Origin of the sequence: Shewanella sp. SM69 (assembly GCF_025653985.1) — a bacterium.
Taxonomy (GTDB): domain Bacteria; phylum Pseudomonadota; class Gammaproteobacteria; order Enterobacterales; family Shewanellaceae; genus Shewanella; species Shewanella oncorhynchi.
Genome location: NZ_JAKKRV010000008.1, coordinates 111,538 through 134,059, shown reverse-complemented (window position 1 = coordinate 134,059; position 22,522 = coordinate 111,538). Strand labels below are relative to the sequence as shown.

Sequence of the window (22,522 nt, the reverse complement as noted above, 5' to 3'; positions counted from 1 at the left end):
TAACTCTATTTTATTTTTAATTTCAATAGCCTGCGCATATTCACTCTGCGCATGCTTATTCTTGAATCATCGAGTTGTGGGCTGGGGAAGGCTCCCCAGCCCCACTGAGTTACACTTTGGCTTTGCTGGTGTTGCGTTTAGCCTGATATTTAGGATTCATCAGGTTTTCAACTGAGAGAATGTCATCGAGTTCTTCAACCGTTAACAAACCGCGTTCGAGTACCACTTCACGGACATTTTTACCCGTTTGGGCGCAAATCTTGCCTATGATGTCACCTTCATGGTGGCCGATGATTGGGTTAAGGTAGGTCACGATCCCGATAGAGTTCATCACATGGGCCATGCAGATCTCTGGATTGGCTGTGATACCTTCAACGCATTTTTCACGCAGGGAGATACAGGCATTGCCCATCAAACTGAGCGACTCAAACATCGCCTGTCCAATCACAGGTTCCATTACGTTAAGCTGTAATTGGCCAGCTTCGGCGGCCATAGTGATAGTGATATCGTTGCCGACAATCTTAAAGGCAACCTGATTGACGACCTCAGGGATCACAGGGTTAACCTTGGCTGGCATGATGGAGGAACCCGCTTGCAGCTCAGGAAGATTAATCTCCTTCAGACCTGTACGTGGACCCGATGAAAGTAAGCGTAGGTCGTTACAAATCTTGGACATTTTAATCGCCATACGCTTAATTGCACTGTGCAGCATAACGTAGGCACCACAATCGGAGGTCGCTTCGATTAAATCTTCCGCTGGCACATAGGCGCGGCCAGTAATGTCTGCCAGATACTTAATGGCTAATGCAGAATAACCGACAGGCGTATTGAGCCCTGTACCAATGGCGGTTGCGCCTAAGTTCACTTCTAACAACAACTCTTGGCAACGCTTGATGGACTTAATTTCTTCTCGCAATGTAACAGCAAAGGCATGAAACTCTTGGCCTAAGGTCATAGGCACGGCATCTTGCAATTGAGTGCGGCCCATTTTTAAGATGGTTTTAAACTCTGTGGCTTTAGTGTCGAAAGCGCTGATAAGGTCGGTTAATGCATCTAACAGAATATCGGTACTGTTGATGACCGCAATACGGAAACCTGTTGGATAGGCATCGTTGGTCGATTGGCATTTATTAACATGGTCATTAGGGTTGATGACATCGTAACGGCCTTTTTCTAGCCCCATGATTTCCAGTGCAACGTTGGCTAATACCTCATTGGTATTCATGTTGACTGAAGTGCCTGCGCCTCCTTGATAAACATCGACCGGAAATTGATCAACAAATCGACCCGTTGTAAGTATCAGATCGCACGCTTCAATAATTTTGTCAGCGATTTCAGGACTTACAGCGCCTAATTCACTGTTAGCCATGGCAGCGGCTTTTTTTGTTAGCATCATGCCACGGACTAATTCAGGTACATCGGAAATTTTTTGATTACTCAGCTTAAAGTTTTCGATGGCACGCAGTGTATGTATGCCATAATAAAATTCATTGGAAACTTCTTTCGTGCCCAATAAATCTTCTTCGATCCGTACGCTATTAGTATCTTTCATTTCGATCCTATTAAATCCAATTAATAGTAAGATATATCTCCGAGTATTGAGTTGTGGATGTGTACAATAAGTATACGTAACACATCAAGAATAACTCATCGAAAACATGAAGGAGAATCGTCTCCTTGACTATCGAAGTAGATCTTAACGCTTTGGCAATAACAGGATTAGGATGGTGATCACTTAACTGTATGAAATAGTGTATTTCTTTTTTTTCTTAGATAAGTCTCTCAACTCGGATCACTAGTGTGAGCCATTACTTTTTGATGCAAATTAGCTATAGATTTGTTATTCGTTAACCAATCGGCGACATATTTATTCAAGTGTTTTTAAAATTAAATAAACCATACGATATTTAATTGTCACTGCGTCAATAGCGAATAATCATTGATTAGTTAAATCTACTCAATAATAAATGCATGGTGTTTTCCTTAAAGTTTAAATAATCAATTAGATAACGCTAAATATGTTATTTCATTTTAGTGAGAGCTATCACAGTGAGGCTTAGACAATAGTGCACACTGTGGGCGTTTATTATTAATCAAAGGATGTAAGCATGAATTTTCCAATGCGTAAGCTTTTGCTCTCGGTCACTTTAGGGTTATTTCTCTCCTCCGCGGCGCAGGCGCTTCCACAGGTACGTATTATTGCCACGGGTGGCACTATTGCGGGAGTCGGACAATCGGCTACTGAGTCTAACTATCAGGCTGGTGAAGTGGGCATTAGTAGCTTAATTGCAGCCGTGCCTGAAATGAAACAACTTGCCGATATTCAAGGTGAGCAACTGGTTAAAATCGGTTCGCAGGATATGAACGATAAAGTTTGGCTAGCCTTAGCCAAGCGCATCAATCTGCTATTGGCTGATAAAGATGTCGACGGTATCGTCATTACCCATGGTACTGATACCTTAGAGGAAACGGCGTATTTTTTAAATCTCACCATCAAGAGCGATAAGCCTGTAGTACTGGTTGGGGCAATGCGTCCATCAACCGCCATGAGTGCCGATGGCCCGATAAATCTGTATAACGCAGTCGCGACCGCCGCTAACCTCGAATCTAAAGGTCGAGGCGTGTTAGTGGTGATGAACGATACCGTATTGAATGCCCGCGATGTGACTAAGACTAACACTACAGGTGTACACACTTTTGCCGCGCCTAACTTTGGTCCACTGGGCGTTATCCATAACAGCAAGATTGAATACATGGGCAAAACTGAGCGTCAACATACTACGCAAACGCCTTTTGATGTCAGCAAACTCGACAAGTTACCGCAGGTAGGCATAGTGTATAACTACGCCAATGCCAGTGATGTACCTGTCAAAGCTATGGTTGAAGCGGGTTTTGATGGCATAGTCAGCGCCGGTGTAGGTAATGGTAATATTTACCACTCAATATTTGATACCTTAGCTAAGGCGAGTCAAAAAGGCACCTTAGTCGTTCGCTCTAGCCGAGTGCCCACAGGCGCAACCACGCTTGATGCCGAGATAGACGATGCTAAATATGGCTTTATCGCAGCAGGTAATCTTAACCCGCAAAAAGCCCGCATTTTACTGATGCTGTCGTTAACGCAAAGCAAAGATCCACAGCAGATCCAACGTTGGTTTCAACAGTTTTAAGATTCAACTGCGTGATAAAACAAAAGCCCTGCGAATATTCGTAGGGTTTTTGCATTTTGTCATTAATGGCTTACCTGTGAAGTGGTTTTTTCACGAGGCCATGAGCCGAAATATCTAAACAGTGTTGTGATTTTTAAAGCCAAAATTGTGAGGGTTCAACTCAGATTTTCAATCAAGATATTGCTCTGTAATTAGATTTAAGAAAGGGCTTGGCTAATTAAGCACTCAATATCTCACTAATATATGCATACCATTCCACAGTAACCATTAAATCCACAGCTGTTTCAGCTTCCTTCCTCGCTCATTATTTTTCGGCATATTCTGACTATATATCAAGGCGATAAACTATTTTTAGTACGGCATAAGGTATTGATTTTGTGACTTAAAGTGCTTTAGGTACTATAGTGAAAGCTTATTTTATCTGAAACATAGGTGAGCGCTTCCTAGGTTTCTTGTTTGATTTTGGGGGCAAAGTGCGAATTTTAATGAACAATTTCAAGGTAATTAGTTTTGTGCGTCAGTGGTTACTACTGGCGCTTTTGAGTATGGCGTTGCCACTGCAGGCGAGTGAAGATCCGCTGTGGATGGGAACGACAGGCTTGCCTATGAGTGAGCGGGTCCATACTGGTGAACTTGCCAATGGTATGCGTTATTTATTGGTGAGCAATAAGACGCCGGAGCAGGCGGTCATAGTGCGGATGCGGGTGGATGTAGGCTCTTTGGTCGAGTCTGATACCGAGCAAGGATTAGTGCACTTTCTTGAGCACATGGCTTTTAATGGCTCGACCGGATTGGCTGCGGGGGAGATGATGCCGACATTGCAGCGCCTTGGCCTGAGTTTTGGCGCCGATACCAATGCTGTGACTGAGTTTCAGCAGACGGTCTATCAATTCAACTTGCCAAGTAATAGCCAAGATAAAATCGATACTGCTTTGTTTTTAATGCGAGAAATTGGCAGTAATCTATTACTTGACCCAGCGCTAATTGAACGTGAAAAAGCGGTAGTGTTGTCTGAGCTGCGTGAACGTAGCGGTGCGGATCTTGAGAATTACCGTAACCAATTACAGTTTTTAATGCCAAACACATTGCTGTCAAAGCGCTTCCCTGTGGGGGAGGCGAACAGTATCAGTAATGCCAATCGCGAGGCGTTGCTGTCTTTATATCAGCGTTTTTATACGCCCTCACGTACTACTTTAATTGTGGTGGGTGATATCGAGGTAGCCGCGGTAGAACAAAAGATAAAACAACAGTTTGCCAGTTGGAAAGCCTCGCCTTTGGCCGCTAAAACCAAGGAACAAGCTATTGGTACTGTCGCAGAGCGCCAAAGTGTCGATGCGGCGGCATTTTTTGATCCAAGTCTGTCAACGTCAGTTTCCCTTGGCATGCTAAAACCCATCTCAGCGATTACCGATAGCCCTGCTGTGCGGGAGCAGGAAATGTTGCTCGAGCTTGCCCATGGCATCTTGTATCGCCGTATGGAGTCGCAATTACTGCATAGCCAAGGTTTATATGGTGTAAACCTGCAGGTTGGACCGCAGTTTGATATTGCCTATGGCACACAAATGAGCCTAGGTACGCAGGAAAATAACTGGCAAGAGGGAATCGCACTCTTGGAGAAAACCCTGCGTCAAGCAAAAGAGTTTGGTTTTAGCCAGCAGGAAATTGACCAGCAAATCAAACGTATGCATAAGGGATATCAGCTAAGTGTCGCGGGTAGCAGTACCATTCACAGTGTGAATATTGCCGAGAGTCTAGTGTATTCGGTGGCGGGCAATCGCGTCCCTGTCGAACCCGATTGGCAGCTCGCATTTTTTGAAAAAATAATGCCAACAGTGACACCGCAAAAGCTAAGCCAAGTGTTTAACCAAACATGGAACGCTACGCCGTATTTGTATCTGACGAGCAATAAGCCCATTGAAAATGCTGAAAAACAGCTTATCGCCAGCTACGAGAAAAGCCGTAAACAAGCGGTGAGCGCACCAGCAATCAAGGCGATTGATGAGTTTGCTTATACTCAGTTTGGTGAGCAAGGCAAGTTAGTGGCTGACAGTCGCGATAAGGAAACGGGGATTCGCCAACTGCAATTTGCCAATGGCGTGCGCCTTAATCTTAAGCCTACCAACTTTAACAAAGGCACCACATTGGTCAGCCTAAACATTGGCTTTGGTGAAGTGCCATTCCCTGAGTTGGATGGTTTGTCTTATCTGTTTAACAGTGCGTTTGTGCAGGGGGGACTCAAGGCCCATGATTATGACAGTTTGCAGGATATTTTTGCTGGGCAAGATATTTCCATCAACTTAGGCCTGCGTGAGCAAAGTTTTGGCGGCGAGATTAGCACTAATGCCGCAGAGCTACGCACGCAGCTTGGCTTAATGACGGCTTATTTAATTGAGCCGGGTATGGATAAGCAGGCTGAGCAATTGTTTCGTGAACAAGTGATTGCCGAGCAACAAAGTATTCATAGCAACCCACAATCTGAGTTTTCTAATCAGTTTGCCCGTATCTCCCATAATGGCGATAAACGCTATGGTTATGGTGAGCCTGAAGAAATTCTCAAACGTCACTTTGGAGAATTAGCGCCGAGTTTCCATTCGGCCGTCGAGCAAGGGGCGATTGAACTCGCTATTGTGGGCGATTTTGACGAAGCGAGTGCTATTGCTGCTGTGGCTGAAACGCTTGGCGCCATTAAGCGCAGCCCTATTGCTAATGCTCAGTCGATAGTACCTGTGTTTCCGAAAGTGCCCGTTCAGAAAACATTAACGCATTATGGTCAACTGGATATGGCGGCACTTGCCATGGTGTGGCCTACAACGGACATGACTCACTTGAGTCAACACGCGGGATTGGGTCTGCTGGAGCAAGTGCTAAGCATTCTATTAACGGAAAACGTGAGGGAGAAGGCGGGCGCGAGTTATTCGCCATCGGCCTTTTCTTACAACGATTTCAATGCCAGCGGTTATGGTTACTTAGGTTTGTTTAGCGTGACGACTCAAGCCATGTTGCCAACGGTTGCCGAGTATTTCACCGCCGCAGTTAAGCAAGTTAAAGCGCCTTCGGGGATCAGTGAGGACTTACTTAATCGAGCCCGCCAACCTGTGCTTGAGTGGATGCAAGCGGCGCCGCAAACCAATGGTTTTTGGTTAGATCTCACCTCAACCGCCCAGAGTCATCCCGGTCGTTTTGCTGCCTTTAAACAAAGGCAAGCGTTAGCGCAGCAGATGACAGTTGCAGAACTTAATAAATTGGCGCAGCAATATCTGCAAGACGATAGCAGTTTAATGATCCAAGTCCTGCCTGCACCGCCAGAACCTCAGCAATGAGTGTTGGGCTCATAGAATAGTGGACTGATCATTCACCGACATATCCCCTGTGGTCGCAAACCGCAGGGGATATTTTTCTACCCCTTTCCTCCTCTATCTTCTTTTACCAACTTTTATTTCACGTTCGTGGTGTTATGCCCACCCATAGGTCGTCAATGGAAATACCTGTTGTCGAAAATGCCACTCACAGATCTGCGCGAGTGAAACTAGGCTAGGCGCAACTTATGTGTGAGATGGCTAACGGGGTGAGGTATATGTTTCGATATCTATTGTGCAGTTTTTGTCTGGTGCTTTTGTACCCGACAGGGATAGATATGTACTTGGTCGGTTTGCCGCAAATTGCGCAGGATTTAGGGGCGAGTGAGGCGCAGCTGCATATTGCTTTTTCAGTGTATCTTGCGGGCATGGCGACCACTATGCTGTTTGCGGGGAGCTTAGCCGATAGGATTGGGCGTAAACCCATTACCTTGTTTGGCGCATTGCTGTTTGCTATTGCCTCTTACTTTGCCGGTAGTGCGCAAACCAGTGATCTCTTTTTAATGGCACGCTTTGTACAAGGCATTGGTGCGGGTTCTTGCTATGTTGTGGCTTTTGCGATTTTGCGTGATGTATTAGACGATAAGCGCCGAGCAAAAGTGCTCTCTATGGTCAATGGCGTGACTTGCATTATCCCAGTGATAGCACCTGTGATAGGCCATTTAATTATGCTTAAATTCCCATGGCCTAGCCTATTTAACACTATGGCGGGGATGGGATTAATAGTCTTAACCCTGTGTATTTTTGTATTGCGCGAAACCTATCCTAAACAGCAACTTCACACCACAGTTGAGCAGGGTGGGTATAAAGAATCCTTTAAACAGCGGTTTTTTCTCAGTCGCGTGGTGATAACGACTTTAGGTGTGACCACGATTTTAAGCTATGTAAATGTCTCTCCCATGTTGATCATGGGGCAGATGGGGTTTGACCGTGGGCAATATTCCAATACCATGGCAATGATGGCATTGGTGAGTATGTTAGCCTCATTTTCGACGCCCTTTTTGCTTAACCTGTTTAAAGAAAAATCGTTAATCTTGTTCTCTCAGATATTATTTGCTGCAGCGGCATTGGTGTTTATCTTGACTCAATTGGGCGGGGTTAGTCAGTCATTCAACCTGTTAGGTTTTGCTTTTGTTTGTTCCGGTTTTTCGATTGGATTTGGGGTCACCATGAGTCAGGCGCTCAGCCCATTTGTGGCTCGGGCTGGGGTTGCCAGCTCATTACTGGGAATTGCCCAAGTGTGTACTTCAGCTTTATATATTTGGGTGATGGGTCTGCTCGAAGTGAGTGCGATTAATATATTATTAGTGATCCTCGCTGTCGGTGCGCTGGTGAGCATTACACTGATCTTAGCGGTTCCTAAATTGCCGGAAATTGTAATTAATGACCAAATCCCTGAGTCGGCTCGATCTTAACTTATTGTTTATTTTGCAGCTTTTATTACAGGAGCGGAGTGTCTCTAAGACTGCCAAAAAGCTCAATGTCACGCCATCCACTGTGAGTAAGTCGCTGGCCAAATTACGGGATTGGTTTGACGATCCCTTATTTGTCAAAACGCCGCAGGGATTTCAGTTAACGCCATTGGCTCACGGTATGGAGCAGGAGTTATCCGAATGGTTGCAAATGGGTAAGCAACTGATGGCTAAGCGCGGTGACGAGATGACCAAAGGGCTCACCTTCGAGTTGATGCTTGAGTCGCCTTTGTTGCTTATCATGCTTAATGAGCTGACTCAGGCCATTTATACTCAATACCCTGATGCAAAGGTGAAGGTACGAAATTGGGATTACGATTCACTCGAAGCGATTGTGCGTGGTGAAGCTGATATGGGTTTTACCGGCCGAGAAAGTCATCCACGTTCCAAGGAATCCCTTGATTTATTACCCTATTTTATCGATTTTGAGGTTTTATTTACCGATCTTCCTCAGGTGTATTTGCGCCGCGATCATCCCGCCTTGCAGGAAGAGTGGAATATAGACACCTTTCTTAAATATTCGCATATCAATATCTTGTGGGAAAAGAGCGAAACTTGGGCCTTAGATGATGTGCTTATTGAGCTTGGGTTAAGCCGTAATATTGTGCTGACCTTGGCCAGTTTTGAGCAGTCACTGTTTGTCGCGGCAGAGCCTCACCACAGCATGATAGCAATTGCGCCACAATATTGTGAGCAATATGCTCGCCAATTACACCCTGACTTAGTGAGTCGTCCTATTCCGATAAGTGGCGAATATCTTGATAAACTCGCCATTCCTTTTACCTTGATTTGGCATAAGAGAAACAGCCACAACCCCAAAATCACTTGGCTAAGAAACAAGATAAAAGTGATCTATCAGCCGCGTGTGCGTGATTAAGGCTGTTATTTACTGCATTAACTTGTTTGGGTAATACCCAATTGCTGGCAAATATGTTGGATACAAAGTTCCCGCTGTTGGCACCATAGCCCATAGCTGACGGGGATAAGTTTAATCCCTGCGCGCTGTAAGAGTTTATACAGTTCAATATCGAAAAAGTCCGCCCAAGGTCCTGGGTAACCGATTAAATCTATTGCTAAATATTGGTTACCATAGCGACATAAAATATCCAGTTCTAGCCCCGCCATATGGTAGGCGCGCCAGACTGTTATGCCTTTTTCTTCAATCGCGAGTGCCACAGACTGGCCGAAGGTATCGAGGGAATCGACATAATTGTGTGCCGCTTGAAATTGGCCCGCCGATGCTAAGTAAGTGGCCAGTAAATTATTGTTGGGGAGTTCATGCGCTTGTACCGATAAAAATAGCCACTGCATCTGTTTAGCTCGGGTGATCGCGACATTGAACATATCTTCGCGATTTAAATACACGGCGGCGCGGCTGTCGTTGGCCGTAATGCTAAACGACAGCAGCATAATATCGCGTTCCTCACCTTGAAATCCAAAGGGTGTGGCAATCCGTAATTGGTGACGCTCGAGTTGTAGTGCGCTAAAGCGTGCGAGAATTTGCTGGGATAAATACTCCGTCTGATTGCGAAAGCAGGATAGTACACCAATGCTGGCGGGCACTAATGCATTCTCTTGTTCATCAATCAGTTGAGCTAACTTTTGAATTAATGCCTCAGCTTCTATGGCGTTAATTCCCTTACTATCACGGCTGCCAGTAACGTGGACTCTGTGTAAGTGTCCCGAACTTGTGCAAGGTCTGTGCTGCATAATCTTCAGCATGCCTTGATAAAACTGCTGATTACTAAATTGGATCAGCTCAGGTTTACTCCGAAAATGCTCATTTAAAAATACCACTTGGGATTGGCTCGCAAGGGACAGTGACGCTAAGTCGAGCATACTGGCATCACGGTAGCTCATTAGGCCGCGGCAATCTGGGGCAAGTCCGAGTTGGGTCTGGATTTGAGTTTGTTTTGCGCGGGATAAAAACGAGAAATGTCGCAGTTGTTTGCTATCGCCCACCACCAATGCCGCTTTTGCCCGCTGCAAGGCCGGTAAACATGCGGCAATATTGGCTTGGGTGGCTTCATCAATAATCACTAAATCAAACATTTGCTGCTCCATGGGCAGCACTTTATGTAAGCTGGCAAGACTAGATAACCAAATGGGAAAGGTTTGTTTTAAGGCATCAAAATCCGTTTTGTAGAAACCATCGAGTTGCTTAGCGGATTGCCGAGCGCGCAGTGCACTGGCAAAACTCACCAGCGTACTGCGCTTATGTTTGAGTAATTGGTTTAATCGATAGTGAGTTGCCAATTGTAAGTATTTGAGGCTTAAGTCTTCTTTTTGCGCTATCAGTGTCGTTAATTTATCGAGTTCATTCCATTGCTGGGCAAACCTTTTTATACCTGCACGGTAAGCCCAGTTGTAAAATCCTAAGCGCCAACGGGATTGTCCTTGTTGTAAGGTCGCCAGTTTTTGGCCGCGACGTATGGCATGGCGGCAATGACGTATAAAGTCCGCTTCCATTTTGACTTGCTGACGAGTCACAGTATTAAGTTGCTGTTTTGCATTTAATAGCAACCTATCCGAGATGGCTTCATTTGATGCAGGGTGCTGACCATGGAGCATTTCATCAATCTGGTTTTTAAGGACTTTTATAAACTGCGGCGAGCCGGCTCGAATAAGACTGCTCCCAAGCTGGAATTGTTGCTGTAACTTATCGGCAATCACATCAACAGCAATATCGGTGTGGGCGACGATGAGGACAGATTTGCCCCTTAATACCTGCTCCGCCGCCACTGTGGCTATGGTGTAACTCTTACCTGTTCCCGGTGGGCCTGAGATCTGCCCCAAAGTATGATTGGCCGCAATCTTTAAGGCCTGAATTTGCGCGCGGCTTAACAGCCCAGGAAGATATGCCTCTTGTGTGTCTACACTGGTGTTTATTGATGTTGTTTGTTGTGTTTCTGCGAATAGCGCTTTAAGCGGTGCTGATGGTTCAGCCGCTGTCATTAGTTTGTCGAGTTCGTGCAAAATGCCGCGGCTTGCGATCGAACGCTCTGCCAAAATGATTTGGCTTCGACTGACAAGAAACTGCCTACGTTTACGGCATAAGCTAGTGAATTCAGCCTCATTGATCAGCTTGGGAAAATGCAATAAATGACTGGTATCAACATCGGCTTGGCCTGCCCGCAGCCAAGATATCCAGCCACTGACATCCGTTGGATTATCGCGTAAATCTTGGCTTAGGCTATGTCCTTCAACGACTAATTTTTCTAATAGAGCTTCATTGATAGTGAATGGTCCGCTGCCAGCTAGAGTGTTATTGCTCTCTAGGTAGAGATTATCGCCGTCAGCCTGTAATTGGCATTCGCGATAAAGGAGTGGTGTCACGACTTTTCGTTTTTCGCCATTAAGGTCGACTGTGCCGCAGAAAAACAGACAGCAGTGCAATAATACCTTTTCGCGTAAATACAAAGCGCTACGTGCTAGTAATGCACTGGCGGGAGCAAATGGCACTGGCAAGCGGGGTAGGAAGCCACTGCTTAACTCGTCTTCATGTTGGAGTAATAGCTGATCTTGCTCGGCAAGCTTGTGGCTAGACCAGAGATTGATTTCGGCACTATCGTGTTGAAAACATTGTTTGTAGTAGTTGAGAATCCCTTGCAAATCCTATCCATCCCAAAGGCTTAATTGGCGATGCGAGAGTAACCTAATCGCATTAGTCGAACAAGGTTTGTACCGTCTGAGGATAGTTTATCCATAGTCGCTTTAAGCCTAAAAGAGAGGTGTTCGATAGATCAGCCATTTTCCACTGGAGCAGAATTTTTGAGAGGCGAGCAAAAGTATCAGCAGCCGCATTTGTATCAATTAAGGGCCTGAAAAGTGTGGTTTGTATCACTTTTTGGTGTGTTATTGAAATGTTTGTTAAGTGTTTGAGTTTGTAAAGTATTTGTTTTTGTTTTTAGTGGAAATTGCCATTGTTGTCATTGTATAACTGCGTAGATTGAACTGAATTTTTGTCTGCTAATGAGGGAAACAATGATAAAAAGTAAGCTAAAGGGATTCGCTGCGGTGGCTGTTGCCTGTTTAGCGGTAACGGCATGTGGCTCAGATGATAATAATGAAGAGGGCACAGATCAAAATGCCACCTATGTGCAATTCTATAATGCTTCAGCTGGAAGCACTGCTACTGCACTCAAAGTTGCCGATAAAACCTATGAAAGTGTGATCTATGGGGACACTATGCCGCGATTTACGTCGACGGCTGGCGTAACTGCGATTGAAGTGATGGCTAAGGATGCCTCTGATAAAGATATCTCTATTTATAAAGAAAATATCGATTTGAAAGTTGCAACGGACCATTTCTTTGTATTACATGGTGATTTTACCGAACCTAAATTACTTAATATCAACTATTCTCGCACTGAACTCGATAAGCTCAACGAAGTGGCTGAAAACAGTAAAATGCAGCTCTTGATTGCCAATACTGCTGTACATACCCAAGCCTTTGACGCTTATGTTTCTAAGTCGACCCAAACCTTTGCCGATGCCGTGATGTTAGGAGGCAGTGTGGCTTATGGTGAAGTGTCGCAGCCGCAAGTGATGGATACGGGTGAATATAAGGTTTACCTCGCACCAGCGGGAACAACCAATGTTTCTTATACAACTGCAAACATTAAATTCAGTTCTAAGGTGCCTTATAAGCTGATCATCCGTGAAGGTTTTGGTGCTTCGGATTCAAAAATCACCTTAGACAGTGTCGATTCAACCACCAATGTTCGCAACCATGTGGCATTAGAAGCGAGTGTCGATTATCGCGTCTTTAACGGTTTAGGTTCGCACATTATCGATGTGAAAGTGGCCAGCAGTAAGCAGGATACTCTGTTTAGCGAAGTGCCATCTTTTGGGGTGACTAGCTATCAAGGTGCTGAGTTTAATGATTTTGGTGTGAGTGTGTTCGACCACGGTACGCAAAATAAATTGCTCGATAATGTGCTTATCACCCTGAACCAAGATGACATTAAAACCATCTTCATCTATGAGCAAACGACCGAGCAGGGCAGTCAAGTAAAGGCGATGGAGATGAAGCAAACTCAGACCCCAAGTCCCTATAGCTTTAAGTTCGACATTGTGAGTTTTGCCGATAAAAGCAATCTAACCGTGTATTTCTTAAAGGCAAATGACACGATTGAAACGGCTGTAAATAAGATCACCGCAGTCAATCCTGCGAGCCCTCAGTCAGTGACTGTGCCAGCTGGTGAATATTCTATTAAGGTTATCGCTGTGGAAAACGGTACTAAAACCGTTGTCTATGCATCCGATTTAATGGATTTCAGCAATGAAGATAATGTGACTATGGTGCTGAATAAAGATCCTTCTACTAGCTTTGGTTATAACTTGATTAAGATCTAACCGCTATGGTGAGTGAACGGGTCTAATAAAACAGCGCTACTTAGGTAGCGCTTTTTTTGCTGTTTTTTGTGCTCGTTTTAGTGGGCTTAGTAGATTGAGCATTATTGTCTTAGCATTCACTTTTTATTGATTGTGGCTGCGGGGTTAATGTAGGCTGATCGGCAAAAATTAAGCCGAGCATTGCTGTGGTGCTGTGGTGTGAATAAGCTGTGGTATGAATAACGCGAGCAATATAGGAAAAGGAGTTCACTGTGATGAGTAAAGGATTTAAAGACGGTCATTTCCAAATTGGTGAAGGCAGTATTAGCGGTACAATAGCGTGTATGTTAGCGATATTATCGTTTCTGGGCGTATTGGCGTTTCATTTTCCCGAATATCTCACCACTCCTGAATTACGTCAAAGCTATAATGTCGATGTTATTCGTAGCTTAATATTTGTCGCCTTAGTGGTGTCGGGCAGTTTAGGTTTATTGAATTTTATTCGAAATAAAAATAAGCGTTTCGGCTTTGTGGCTTGGGTATTTGTGAGTTTAGCGATTGCCTTTGGTGGTCATCAAGTTGAGGTCGAGCCTTTTGCTAATCATAAGGTCTCACTGGGTTTAGATTGGTTTATTTTAGACTTATTAGGCTCAACCTTAATTTTCATTTTTATCGAGAAATGGCTACCCCATAAACCAGAACAAGCAATATTGAGACCCGAGTGGCAAGGGGATTTAAACCATTTTTTGGTGAATCACTTAGCGATTGGCTTTGTATTATTGGTGGCCAACCAATTTGTACAGTCGAGCTTTTCTTGGGCTATTTCCAGCACAGTGCAAAGCTTTATTGCGGGTCTTCCCTTTGTGCTGCAACTACTGTTGATTCTATTGGTCGCCGATTTAATGCAATATGCGGCGCACCGTGCCTACCATGAAATTCCTTTCCTGTGGCGCTTCCATTCGGTGCACCATAGCGCGAAACATTTAGATTGGTTGGCTGGTTCAAGGCAACATATGTTTGAGTTGATTGCTACCCGTTGTTTAGTGCTCACGCCGATTTTTATCTTGGGATTCTCCAAAGACATCATCAGTATTTATGTGATTATCGTTGGCGTGCAGGCGGTCTTTAATCATGCCAATGTGCAGGTTAACTTTGGCTGGCTACGTTACTTAATTGTCAGTCCGCAATTCCACCATTGGCACCATGCTTCCGATAAGGCGGCAATCGACCGTAACTATGCTGCCCATTTTTCTTTTTTAGATTACCTATTTGGGACTGCAGTTCGAGGTCAGAAAGAGTGGCCAGAGCAATATGGTGTCGTGGGCGATTACATGCCTGTTGGCATGTTTAAGCAGCAATTGTATCCCCTTGGTTTAGCGAAGAAAGACACAAAATAATGGCGTGCAATTAGAATGGTTTGTTTTGGAATGATTGTCTGGGAGTATTGATTAGGTCAACTGAGCAGTAACGCTGAGCTGTGGCGGTTAACTCTGATATTGGGATAGAAACAAGCCCAACACAGCGCTTTGGAACCGCGCTTTGTTGGGCTTTTTGCCGTTCAAACTACAATCGTTATTCGGAAATTTTCAGTTCTTGGCCTGGCTTAATAATGCTTTTGCCATTGAGCTGGTTCCACTTCATTAAGTCAGCCAGTTTAACCTTATTCTTACGGGCGATTTTATCCAGCGAATCACCAGATTTCACCTTGTAAGTGGTCGCTTTTACAGCAGGTTTATCGGCCGATGTTGAGGTAGTCGCTTTAGCTTTGGTCGACGACTTATTGCTCACTTTTTTATCTGTCTTCGCCTTGGTTTTAGTGGGTTCAGGCTCATTATCATTGCCCGCCATTGGCGTTAACAGTGTGAGCTCTTGGCCGATTTTTAGGCGGTCAGATGTCAGATTGTTGGCCTGTTTTAATGCTTTCACTGACATATCAAACTTGGCTGCGATTGTGCCTAGGCTGTCACCAGATTTGACGATATAGCTTTGGCTGTCATAGCGTTTTTGAGCGTAGAGCTTGTCTTGATTTTCCTGATAATGACCTATGTTTTCCAGTGGTAAGGCGATTTGATATTTGCCTTTGCTGGGGATTACACCTTGGCGAAAGCCTGGATTATAGGTTTTAAATTCTGCTTTGCTGAGCCCTGCTGCATTAGCAATCTGGCCAATATCTACGCCATTAGGTGCTGGCACTCTTTCCAAGACAGGGCGGTTAGCAATAGGGGGGACTTTTAAACCGTAGTGGTTGGGATTTCGAATAATCTGAATAAATGCCAGCCACTTAGGGACTGTTTGTACTCGCTTAGCGGGGATACCCAGTGACCAAAAGTCCGTAGGTTTGCCCTTGGCTTTGTTTTTATCAATGGCGGCTTTGATCACTAGCTCACCGGTATTGTAGGCGGCGACGGCGTTGATCCAGTCTTTGTCTAAGGTGTCGTATAGGTGCTGTAGATAGTCGAGCACTGCATCGGTTGAGGCCAGCGCATCTTTACGGCCATCGTAGGCAGAATTCACCGTTAAGCCAAAATTACGTCCAGTAGCAGGGATCATTTGCCACAGTCCTGCGGGGCCGTTAGCTTGTGCTAAAGGGTTATAGCCACTTTCGACTATGGGCAATAACGCCAATTCTAATGGCATGTTACGCGCTTCGAGCTGGCTGACTATGTAATATAAAAATGGCTCGGCGCGATCGCCAACCTGATTCATAAATTTTTGTTTATCATCGAAAAAGTTACGCTGTTTACGTACTTCGGCATCATCATGGACGTCAATGGTATTGGCGTGTTGGATCTTTTCCCATACATCGCTGTACTGCTCAACCACTTCGGGTGGTGTTTGATGCTGTTGTGGCGAGTGGTCGTTATCATTACTGACATCACTTGCTGTGGCATTGAATTCAGTGGTTGATGGGCTTGCTGATGTCGTAGCGCAACCGCTCAGTAGGGCCATTAGCATGGCAAGCATAAGCACTGTAAAAGAGTGCGTTTGGCGAAAATGTGTCCGCATGATTGTCCTGTGATGAGTTGACTGGGCATTCCATATTGGTGCACATGCTAATCTGTTTTCGAGTTTCTGGATAGCTCCCCCAAGTTTTACCTATCGTATCAAAGTTGTCTTAGGGCCGATTGTGCCGCCCTTTGATTGCAGATCCTGCGTTTAGCTTTGTCGATTTATACGCTACCATAGCCGCGATTTTTCATTAACTTGGGTAGCAAAGTGCAGACGTTAGCGCAGTTAAGGGCAGGGCAGTTACAAGGGATCACACGTTTACAATTGGTTGAGGATTTAACCGAGTTCCCGCGGGAGATTTTTGATTTAGCCGATACCCTCGAAATCCTCGATTTATCGAATAATCAACTGAGCACTTTGCCCGAGGATTTACACCGCTTATCGCATTTAAAGATAATTTTCGCCTCGAATAATCGCTTTGAACATTTGCCTGAGGCATTAGGGCGCTGCACAAATTTAGAGATGATTGGCTTTAAGGCCAATCAAATCAAAACAGTGACTGCTGCGGCATTACCGCTGCAAACCCGCTGGCTCATCCTAACCGATAACTTCATTGAGACGTTGCCTGCGGCCATGGGCGATTTACATCGTCTGCAAAAATTAGCCTTAGCGGGTAACCGTTTAACAGCCTTGCCCGAGTCCATGGCTAATTGCCGCAACTTAGAGTTAGTGCGTTTATCGGCCAATCAACTCCACGCACTGCCAGCTTGGTTACTCAGTTTGCCCAAATTGACTTGGCTCGCCTTTGCGGGAAATCCATTCAGCCATACCTTAGTCGATCCCCACGCCGATGTGGCCACAGTGGCGAATGTGACTCTGGGTGATATCAAGTTGGCTGAGAAGCTTGGCGAAGGGGCTTCTGGGGTCATTTATCGAGGCGATTGGTTGAATCAAGCCATGATAGCCGCGACGGGGTCGGCGCAGATTGCGGTAAAACTCTTTAAGGGGGAAGTGACGAGCGATGGTTATCCCGCTGACGAGTTAGATTGCTGTCTCACAACGGGTGATCATCCCAGCCTTATTAAGGTCGTGGCGCACATTAGCCAGAAAGATCAATTGGGTTTAGTGATGGAACTTATTCCGCCAGGGTTTAGTAACTTAGGGCTACCACCAAGTCTTGTCACCTGCACTCGCGATACCTTTAAAGACGGTAGCCAATTTCGCCTTGATGAAGTCGCCAAAATCACACACCAGTTGGCCGATGCAATGGCGCACATGCATGCCAAACAAGTAAGCCATGGTGATGTCTACGCCCATAATATTATGGTTAATCAACAGATGAGCTTATTGTTTGGGGATTTTGGTGCGGCATCAAACTTACGTAATCTATCGACAGCAGAACGCTTAGCGATAGAAGCTATTGAAGTGCGGGCGCTTGGTTGCTTGATTGAAGATCTGTTGGCCTATGTGGATGCATCTGCCTATGTGAGTGCCTCGATTGGCCCTCTGTACTACACACAGTTGAGTGCGATTAAAGACGAGTGCATGCAGTTAGATGTGGCTCAGCGCCCCTGTTTTGCAGACGTGAAAAAGACCATCGGAGCCCTGTTAAAAGGTAAATAGTGGCTTGCTAATAGGCTGGCTCTACACTTGTTTCAAGTTTGCTGTATTTTATGGTTGTTTGTGTGATTTAAGTGCTCACTATTAAGTTTATCGTTAAGTTATTGTTTTGTTTGGTTGTGTAACCGAGTTTTTACTGGCACTGACTGGGATTAAGCCTATAGGCTGTATACCCAAATAACCTCAAATTGCTGAAACAGGCACTTTGGGGGACTTGGTATTAGTTTTGGGTTCAATCCGGTTTGCTGTTGTCGGATAGGATGTCCGTTGAATAGTAAGAACGATAGGTTTGCATACTATGTTTACACGAACGCTGTTTATACAAAGAGTAACTGAACAAGCACGCAGTGCATGCGATATTTCATTAAAAAGCCATCCCCATCATCTCCCAAAGGCGCCCTTATTCGCGCCTTTGCCGTTTCTACTGGCGAGTGTTTTCGCTTTAGCCCCTATGGCCGTGATGTCGGCGGACAAGGTCGACATCATCCCTGTGACGGTCGAGGCCGTTAAAGAAACGTCCTTTGCCGATGTAGTGAATGAAGTCGGTAAAATCAACGCTATCGATTCAGCCACGCTGAACTTTAATGCTAGCGAAAAAATTAGCGCGATTCATTTTAGTAACGGCGACAAAGTGACTAAAGGTCAAGTGATTGCCGAGCAGGACAACATTAAAGCCAAGGCTGATTTAGACAAAGCCAAGAGCACCTTAGCACTGGCTAAAACTAAGCTGGAGCGTATCGAAGATTTACTGATTAAAGAACCCTTTGCGCTTGCTAAGCAAGATGTGGATGAGCTACGGGAAAATGTGAATCTGGCCGATGCGGATTTTCGCCAGAAACAAGCCACCATGAACGATTACCTGATCAAGGCTCCCTTCGATGGTCAGTTGACCAGCTTTAGTCAGTCTATCGGCAGTCAAATTGGTGCTGGTACGGCCTTAGTCACCCTCTATAGTTTAAATCCGGTCGAAGTGCGTTATGCCATCAGTCAGAAGGATTTAGGCAAGGCGCAAAAGGGCCAAAAGGTGAATGTGACTGTTGAGGCCTATGGTAATAAGGTATTCAAAGGGTTAGTTAACTATGTTGCCCCTGCGGTAGATGAAAGCTCTGGACGGGTTGAAGTGCATGCCGCCCTTGAAAACCCTGAGTTTAAGCTTGCTCCTGGCATGTTCGCCAACATTAAGCAGTTCTATAGTCTGGGGATTAAACGTCTGTTAGTGCCGCAAAATTCGATTATTGCCAATAACGATGAACGTTTTGTCTGGCTAGTGCAGGGCGATAGCGTAGTAAAACAAGTAGTTAAACTCGCTCAAAATACGAATGACGGTTATGCCGTCGTGACTGAAGGTTTAGCCGAAGGCGATTTAGTCGTTAAAACGGGTATGCAAAACCTCAAGTCTGATAGCAAGATCAAAGTCGTGCAGGATAGAAACACTGCAGATAAACCGGCAACATCAAGTGCTGACAAAGGTGCTGATTCAGGCGCTACTCCCAATATTGAGGTGGCTGAATAATGCGTTTACCCGAAGTCTGTATTCGTCATCCTATCTTCGCCTCCGTACTCAGTATTATGGCTGTGTTACTGGGCTTGATTGCCTTTCAAAAACTCGATATCCAATACTTCCCTGAGCATACCACCCACTCGGCATCTGTAAATGCGTCGATTGCAGGGGCGAGCGCCGATTTTATGTCGAGCAACGTGGCCGATAAGTTGATTGCTGCGGCTTCGGGCATAGATAAAGTCGATACTATGTCGACCGACTGTAGCGAGGGGCGTTGCTCATTAACGATTAAATTCAATGATGACGCTAGCGATATTGAATACACCAACTTAATGAACAAGTTGCGTAGCAGCGTCGAAGGGATTAACGATTTCCCCCAGAGCATGATAGATAAGCCCACAGTCACCGACGATACCTCGGCCACAGATTCTGCCAGTAATATCATCACCTTTGTGAACGCGGGAGGCATGGAAAAGCAGGCTATGTACGACTACATTAGCCAGCAGTTAGTACCGCAACTCAAACAAGTTCAAGGCGTTGGTGCTGTTTGGGGGCCCTATGGCGGCTCACAAAAGGCGGTCAGAGTCTGGCTCAATCCTGAACAAATGAAGGCGTTGAATATTAAAGCTGCCGATGTGGTGGGCACGTTAGGCTCCTACAATGCCAGTTTTACCTCGGGCGCGATCAAAGGTAAGTCGCGGGATTTCTCGATTAACCCTTTGAATCAAGTTGAAACGCTTGAAGACGTGAAGGATCTGGTGATTAAGGTCAGCGAGGGTAAGATCATCCGTGTGTCCGATGTTGCCGATGTGGTGATGGGCGAGGAAAGTCTGTCGCCGAGTATGTTGTCTATCGGTGGACATAGTGCAATGTCATTGCAGATTTTACCGCTGAGCAACGCTAACCCAGTGACAGTGGCTTCGAACATTAAAGCCGAAATTGCACGCATGCAAAAACATTTACCCCAAGGCTTAGAAATGAACTTGGCCTACAACCAAGCTGATTTTATTGAAGCCTCCATCGACGAAGGGTTTTCTGCGTTGATTGAAGCAGTGATCTTAGTTTCGCTGATTGTAGTGTTATTTTTGGGTAGCCTGCGGGCGGCATCGATCCCCATTATTACCATTCCCGTGTGCGTGATTGGGGTGTTTGCTGTGATGTCGGCGCTCGGATTTAGTATCAATGTGTTGACTATTCTGGCGATTATTTTGGCCATTGGCCTTGTGGTGGACGATGCCATTGTGGTGGTCGAGAACTGCTATCGCCATATTGAAAACGGTGAAACGCCTTTCAATGCGGCGATTAAAGGCTGTCAGGAGATCATTTTCCCTATCATTGCCATGACGTTAACGCTCGCCGCCGTGTATCTGCCGATCGGATTAATGTCGGGCTTAACCGCCGATCTGTTTCGGCAATTCTCCTTTACCTTAGCAGCGGCCGTGATGATCTCTGGCGTGGTGGCGTTAACTTTGTCGCCTATGATGAGCGCTTATCTTATCAATACCACTGAGCAACACCCTAAATGGTTTAGCCGAGTCGAGAATGCGCTGCAGCAGTTAAATCATTTGTATATCAATGAGCTGAATAAGTGGTTTGTTCGCAAGCGTTTGATGTTTGGCGCGGCTGTGGTTTTGGTGGGTCTTGCGGGTATTGCTTACTGGCAATTACCCAAAATACTCTTGCCTGCGGAGGACTCTGGCTTTATTGATGTGGCGTCTAATGGTCCTACCGGTGTCGGTCGGCAGTATCATCTCAATCACAATGCTGAGCTTAATAGCGTGATGGATGAGCATCCCGCGGTTGGGGCTAACTTGTCCTATATCGAGGGAGAGCCAGTGAACCATGTACTACTCAAACCTTGGGGTGAGCGCAGTGAGGGTATAGATGATGTGATCAGCGACTTGATTACAACATCAAAGGAAAACGTTTCTGCCTATAACATGTCGTTTAGCATTCGCTCAGCGAATAATCTTAATATTGCCAATAACTTGCGTTTAGAGCTGACGACCTTAGATCGGAATAAGGACGAACTCAGCAAAACCGCCGCCAAAGTGCAAAAGTTACTCGAGGATTATCCTGGCCTGAATAACGTGGGTAACTCAGTGCTTAGGGATCAACTACGCTACGATCTGTCTATCGATCGCAACGCCATTATCCTCTCAGGTGTGAGTTATGGTGATGTCACTAATGCGCTTTCTACCTTCCTTGGCTCAGTGAAGGCGGCGGACTTACATGCTACCGATGGTTTTACTTATCCTATTCAAGTGCAAGTAAACTTAGACAAACTGAGTGATTTTAAAGTGTTGAATAAGCTGTATGTCACTTCAGAATCTGGGCAAGCACTGCCATTGTCGCAATTTGTGTCGATTAAACAGACTACGGCAGAATCTAACATTAAGACGTTTATGGGTCTTGATAGCGCTGAATTGACGGCAGATATTATGCCCGGTTATTCAACTGATGAAATCAAAACCTACTTAGATGAACAATTGCCGACATTGCTTAATGATGCCCAAGGCTTTAAATACAATGGCGTGGTAAAGGATCTTATGGATTCGCAGGCGGGCACTCAGTCGCTATTCTTGCTGGCATTGGTGTTTATCTATTTGATTTTGGCTGCGCAGTTCGAAAGTTTTGTCGATCCCTTAATTATCTTACTGACTGTGCCCTTGTGTATTGTCGGTGCCTTATTGACCTTAGCCTTGTTTGGCCAGAGTGTGAATATCTATTCGCAGATTGGTTTATTAACCTTAGTGGGGCTAGTGACTAAACACGGTATCTTGCTGGTGGAGTTTGCCAATAAGCAACAAGACCAAGGTTTGAGTGCGATTGAGGCGGCGCGAAGCAGTGCCAAATCTCGTTTAAGACCGATTCTAATGACGTCTTTAACCATGATTTTAAGTGCGATTCCTTTAGCCTTGGCATCGGGACCGGGCTCGTTAGGGTTAGCTAACATAGGTTTAGTCTTAGTCGGAGGTCTGTTAGCGGGCACTTTCTTCTCGTTATTTGTAGTGCCTGTGGCCTATGTCGCTATGGCTGAATTGAAGGCCAAGGATGTGCTTGCTAGACTGCGAAGTGCTTAAGTTGAGTTTTATGCGCTGGGTTTATCGCCCCTAGGCT

12 protein-coding genes are annotated in these 22,522 nt (G+C 45.4%); 9 read left to right on the top strand and 3 right to left on the bottom strand.

The features are described from left to right. Nucleotides 1–109 precede the first annotated feature (109 nt). Nucleotides 110–1,552: an aspartate ammonia-lyase gene (aspA, locus tag L5M37_RS12750; protein ID WP_131524382.1), complete on the bottom strand. Its 1,443-nt coding sequence runs from the start codon at nt 1,550–1,552 to the stop codon at nt 110–112. Nucleotides 1,553–2,108: 556 nt separating this feature from the next. Here aspA and ansB point away from each other — a divergent pair. From ansB to yidZ, 4 genes are all read left to right on the top strand, one after another. After that, a complete protein-coding gene (gene ansB, locus L5M37_RS12745; RefSeq protein ID WP_131524383.1) occupies nt 2,109–3,167 on the top strand; it encodes an L-asparaginase 2 in 1,059 nt (352 codons plus the stop codon). 485 nt (nt 3,168–3,652) lie between these two features. Continuing rightward, nucleotides 3,653–6,487, top strand: a complete 2,835-nt coding sequence (locus L5M37_RS12740; RefSeq protein WP_263200669.1) for a M16 family metallopeptidase — start codon at nt 3,653–3,655, stop codon at nt 6,485–6,487. Nucleotides 6,488–6,741: 254 nt separating this feature from the next. Then, nucleotides 6,742–7,938: an MFS transporter gene (locus L5M37_RS12735; RefSeq protein WP_263200668.1), complete on the top strand. Its 1,197-nt coding sequence runs from the start codon at nt 6,742–6,744 to the stop codon at nt 7,936–7,938. Then, on the top strand, nt 7,907–8,872 hold the full coding sequence (yidZ, locus tag L5M37_RS12730; RefSeq protein ID WP_263200667.1) for an HTH-type transcriptional regulator YidZ: 966 nt from the start codon (nt 7,907–7,909) through the stop codon (nt 8,870–8,872). Before L5M37_RS12735 ends, yidZ begins: the two co-directional genes overlap by 32 nt. A gap of 17 nt (nt 8,873–8,889) precedes the next feature. On the opposite strand, the gene L5M37_RS12725 is transcribed toward yidZ, so the two are convergent. Next, a complete protein-coding gene (locus L5M37_RS12725; RefSeq protein ID WP_263200666.1) occupies nt 8,890–11,607 on the bottom strand; it encodes a DEAD/DEAH box helicase in 2,718 nt (905 codons plus the stop codon). Between the two features lie 372 nt (nt 11,608–11,979). On the opposite strand from L5M37_RS12725, the gene L5M37_RS12720 reads away from it, so the two are divergent. Then, nucleotides 11,980–13,353, top strand: a complete 1,374-nt coding sequence (locus L5M37_RS12720) for a DUF4397 domain-containing protein (protein WP_263200665.1) — start codon at nt 11,980–11,982, stop codon at nt 13,351–13,353. Nucleotides 13,354–13,607: 254 nt separating this feature from the next. Further along, complete coding sequence (locus L5M37_RS12715) at nt 13,608–14,729, top strand: sterol desaturase family protein (protein ID WP_006083140.1); 1,122 nt, start codon at nt 13,608–13,610, stop codon at nt 14,727–14,729. A 175-nt stretch (nt 14,730–14,904) separates the two neighbouring features. Here L5M37_RS12715 and L5M37_RS12710 read toward each other — a convergent pair whose 3' ends face one another. Further along, nucleotides 14,905–16,338 carry a LysM peptidoglycan-binding domain-containing protein gene (locus L5M37_RS12710; RefSeq protein WP_263200664.1) on the bottom strand — a complete coding sequence of 478 codons (1,434 nt, stop codon included), beginning with the start codon at nt 16,336–16,338 and terminating at the stop codon, nt 14,905–14,907. Nucleotides 16,339–16,548: 210 nt separating this feature from the next. Between L5M37_RS12710 and L5M37_RS12705 the strand changes: the two genes are divergently transcribed. From L5M37_RS12705 to L5M37_RS12695, 3 genes are all read left to right on the top strand, one after another. Further along, nucleotides 16,549–17,904, top strand: coding sequence for a leucine-rich repeat-containing protein kinase family protein (locus L5M37_RS12705; RefSeq protein WP_263200663.1), 1,356 nt, complete (start codon nt 16,549–16,551; stop codon nt 17,902–17,904). A gap of 295 nt (nt 17,905–18,199) precedes the next feature. After that, nucleotides 18,200–19,414, top strand: coding sequence for an efflux RND transporter periplasmic adaptor subunit (locus tag L5M37_RS12700; RefSeq protein WP_263200661.1), 1,215 nt, complete (start codon nt 18,200–18,202; stop codon nt 19,412–19,414). Continuing rightward, nucleotides 19,414–22,485 carry an efflux RND transporter permease subunit gene (locus L5M37_RS12695; protein ID WP_263200658.1) on the top strand — a complete coding sequence of 1,024 codons (3,072 nt, stop codon included), beginning with the start codon at nt 19,414–19,416 and terminating at the stop codon, nt 22,483–22,485. Before L5M37_RS12700 ends, L5M37_RS12695 begins: the two co-directional genes overlap by 1 nt. Nucleotides 22,486–22,522 lie beyond the last annotated feature (37 nt).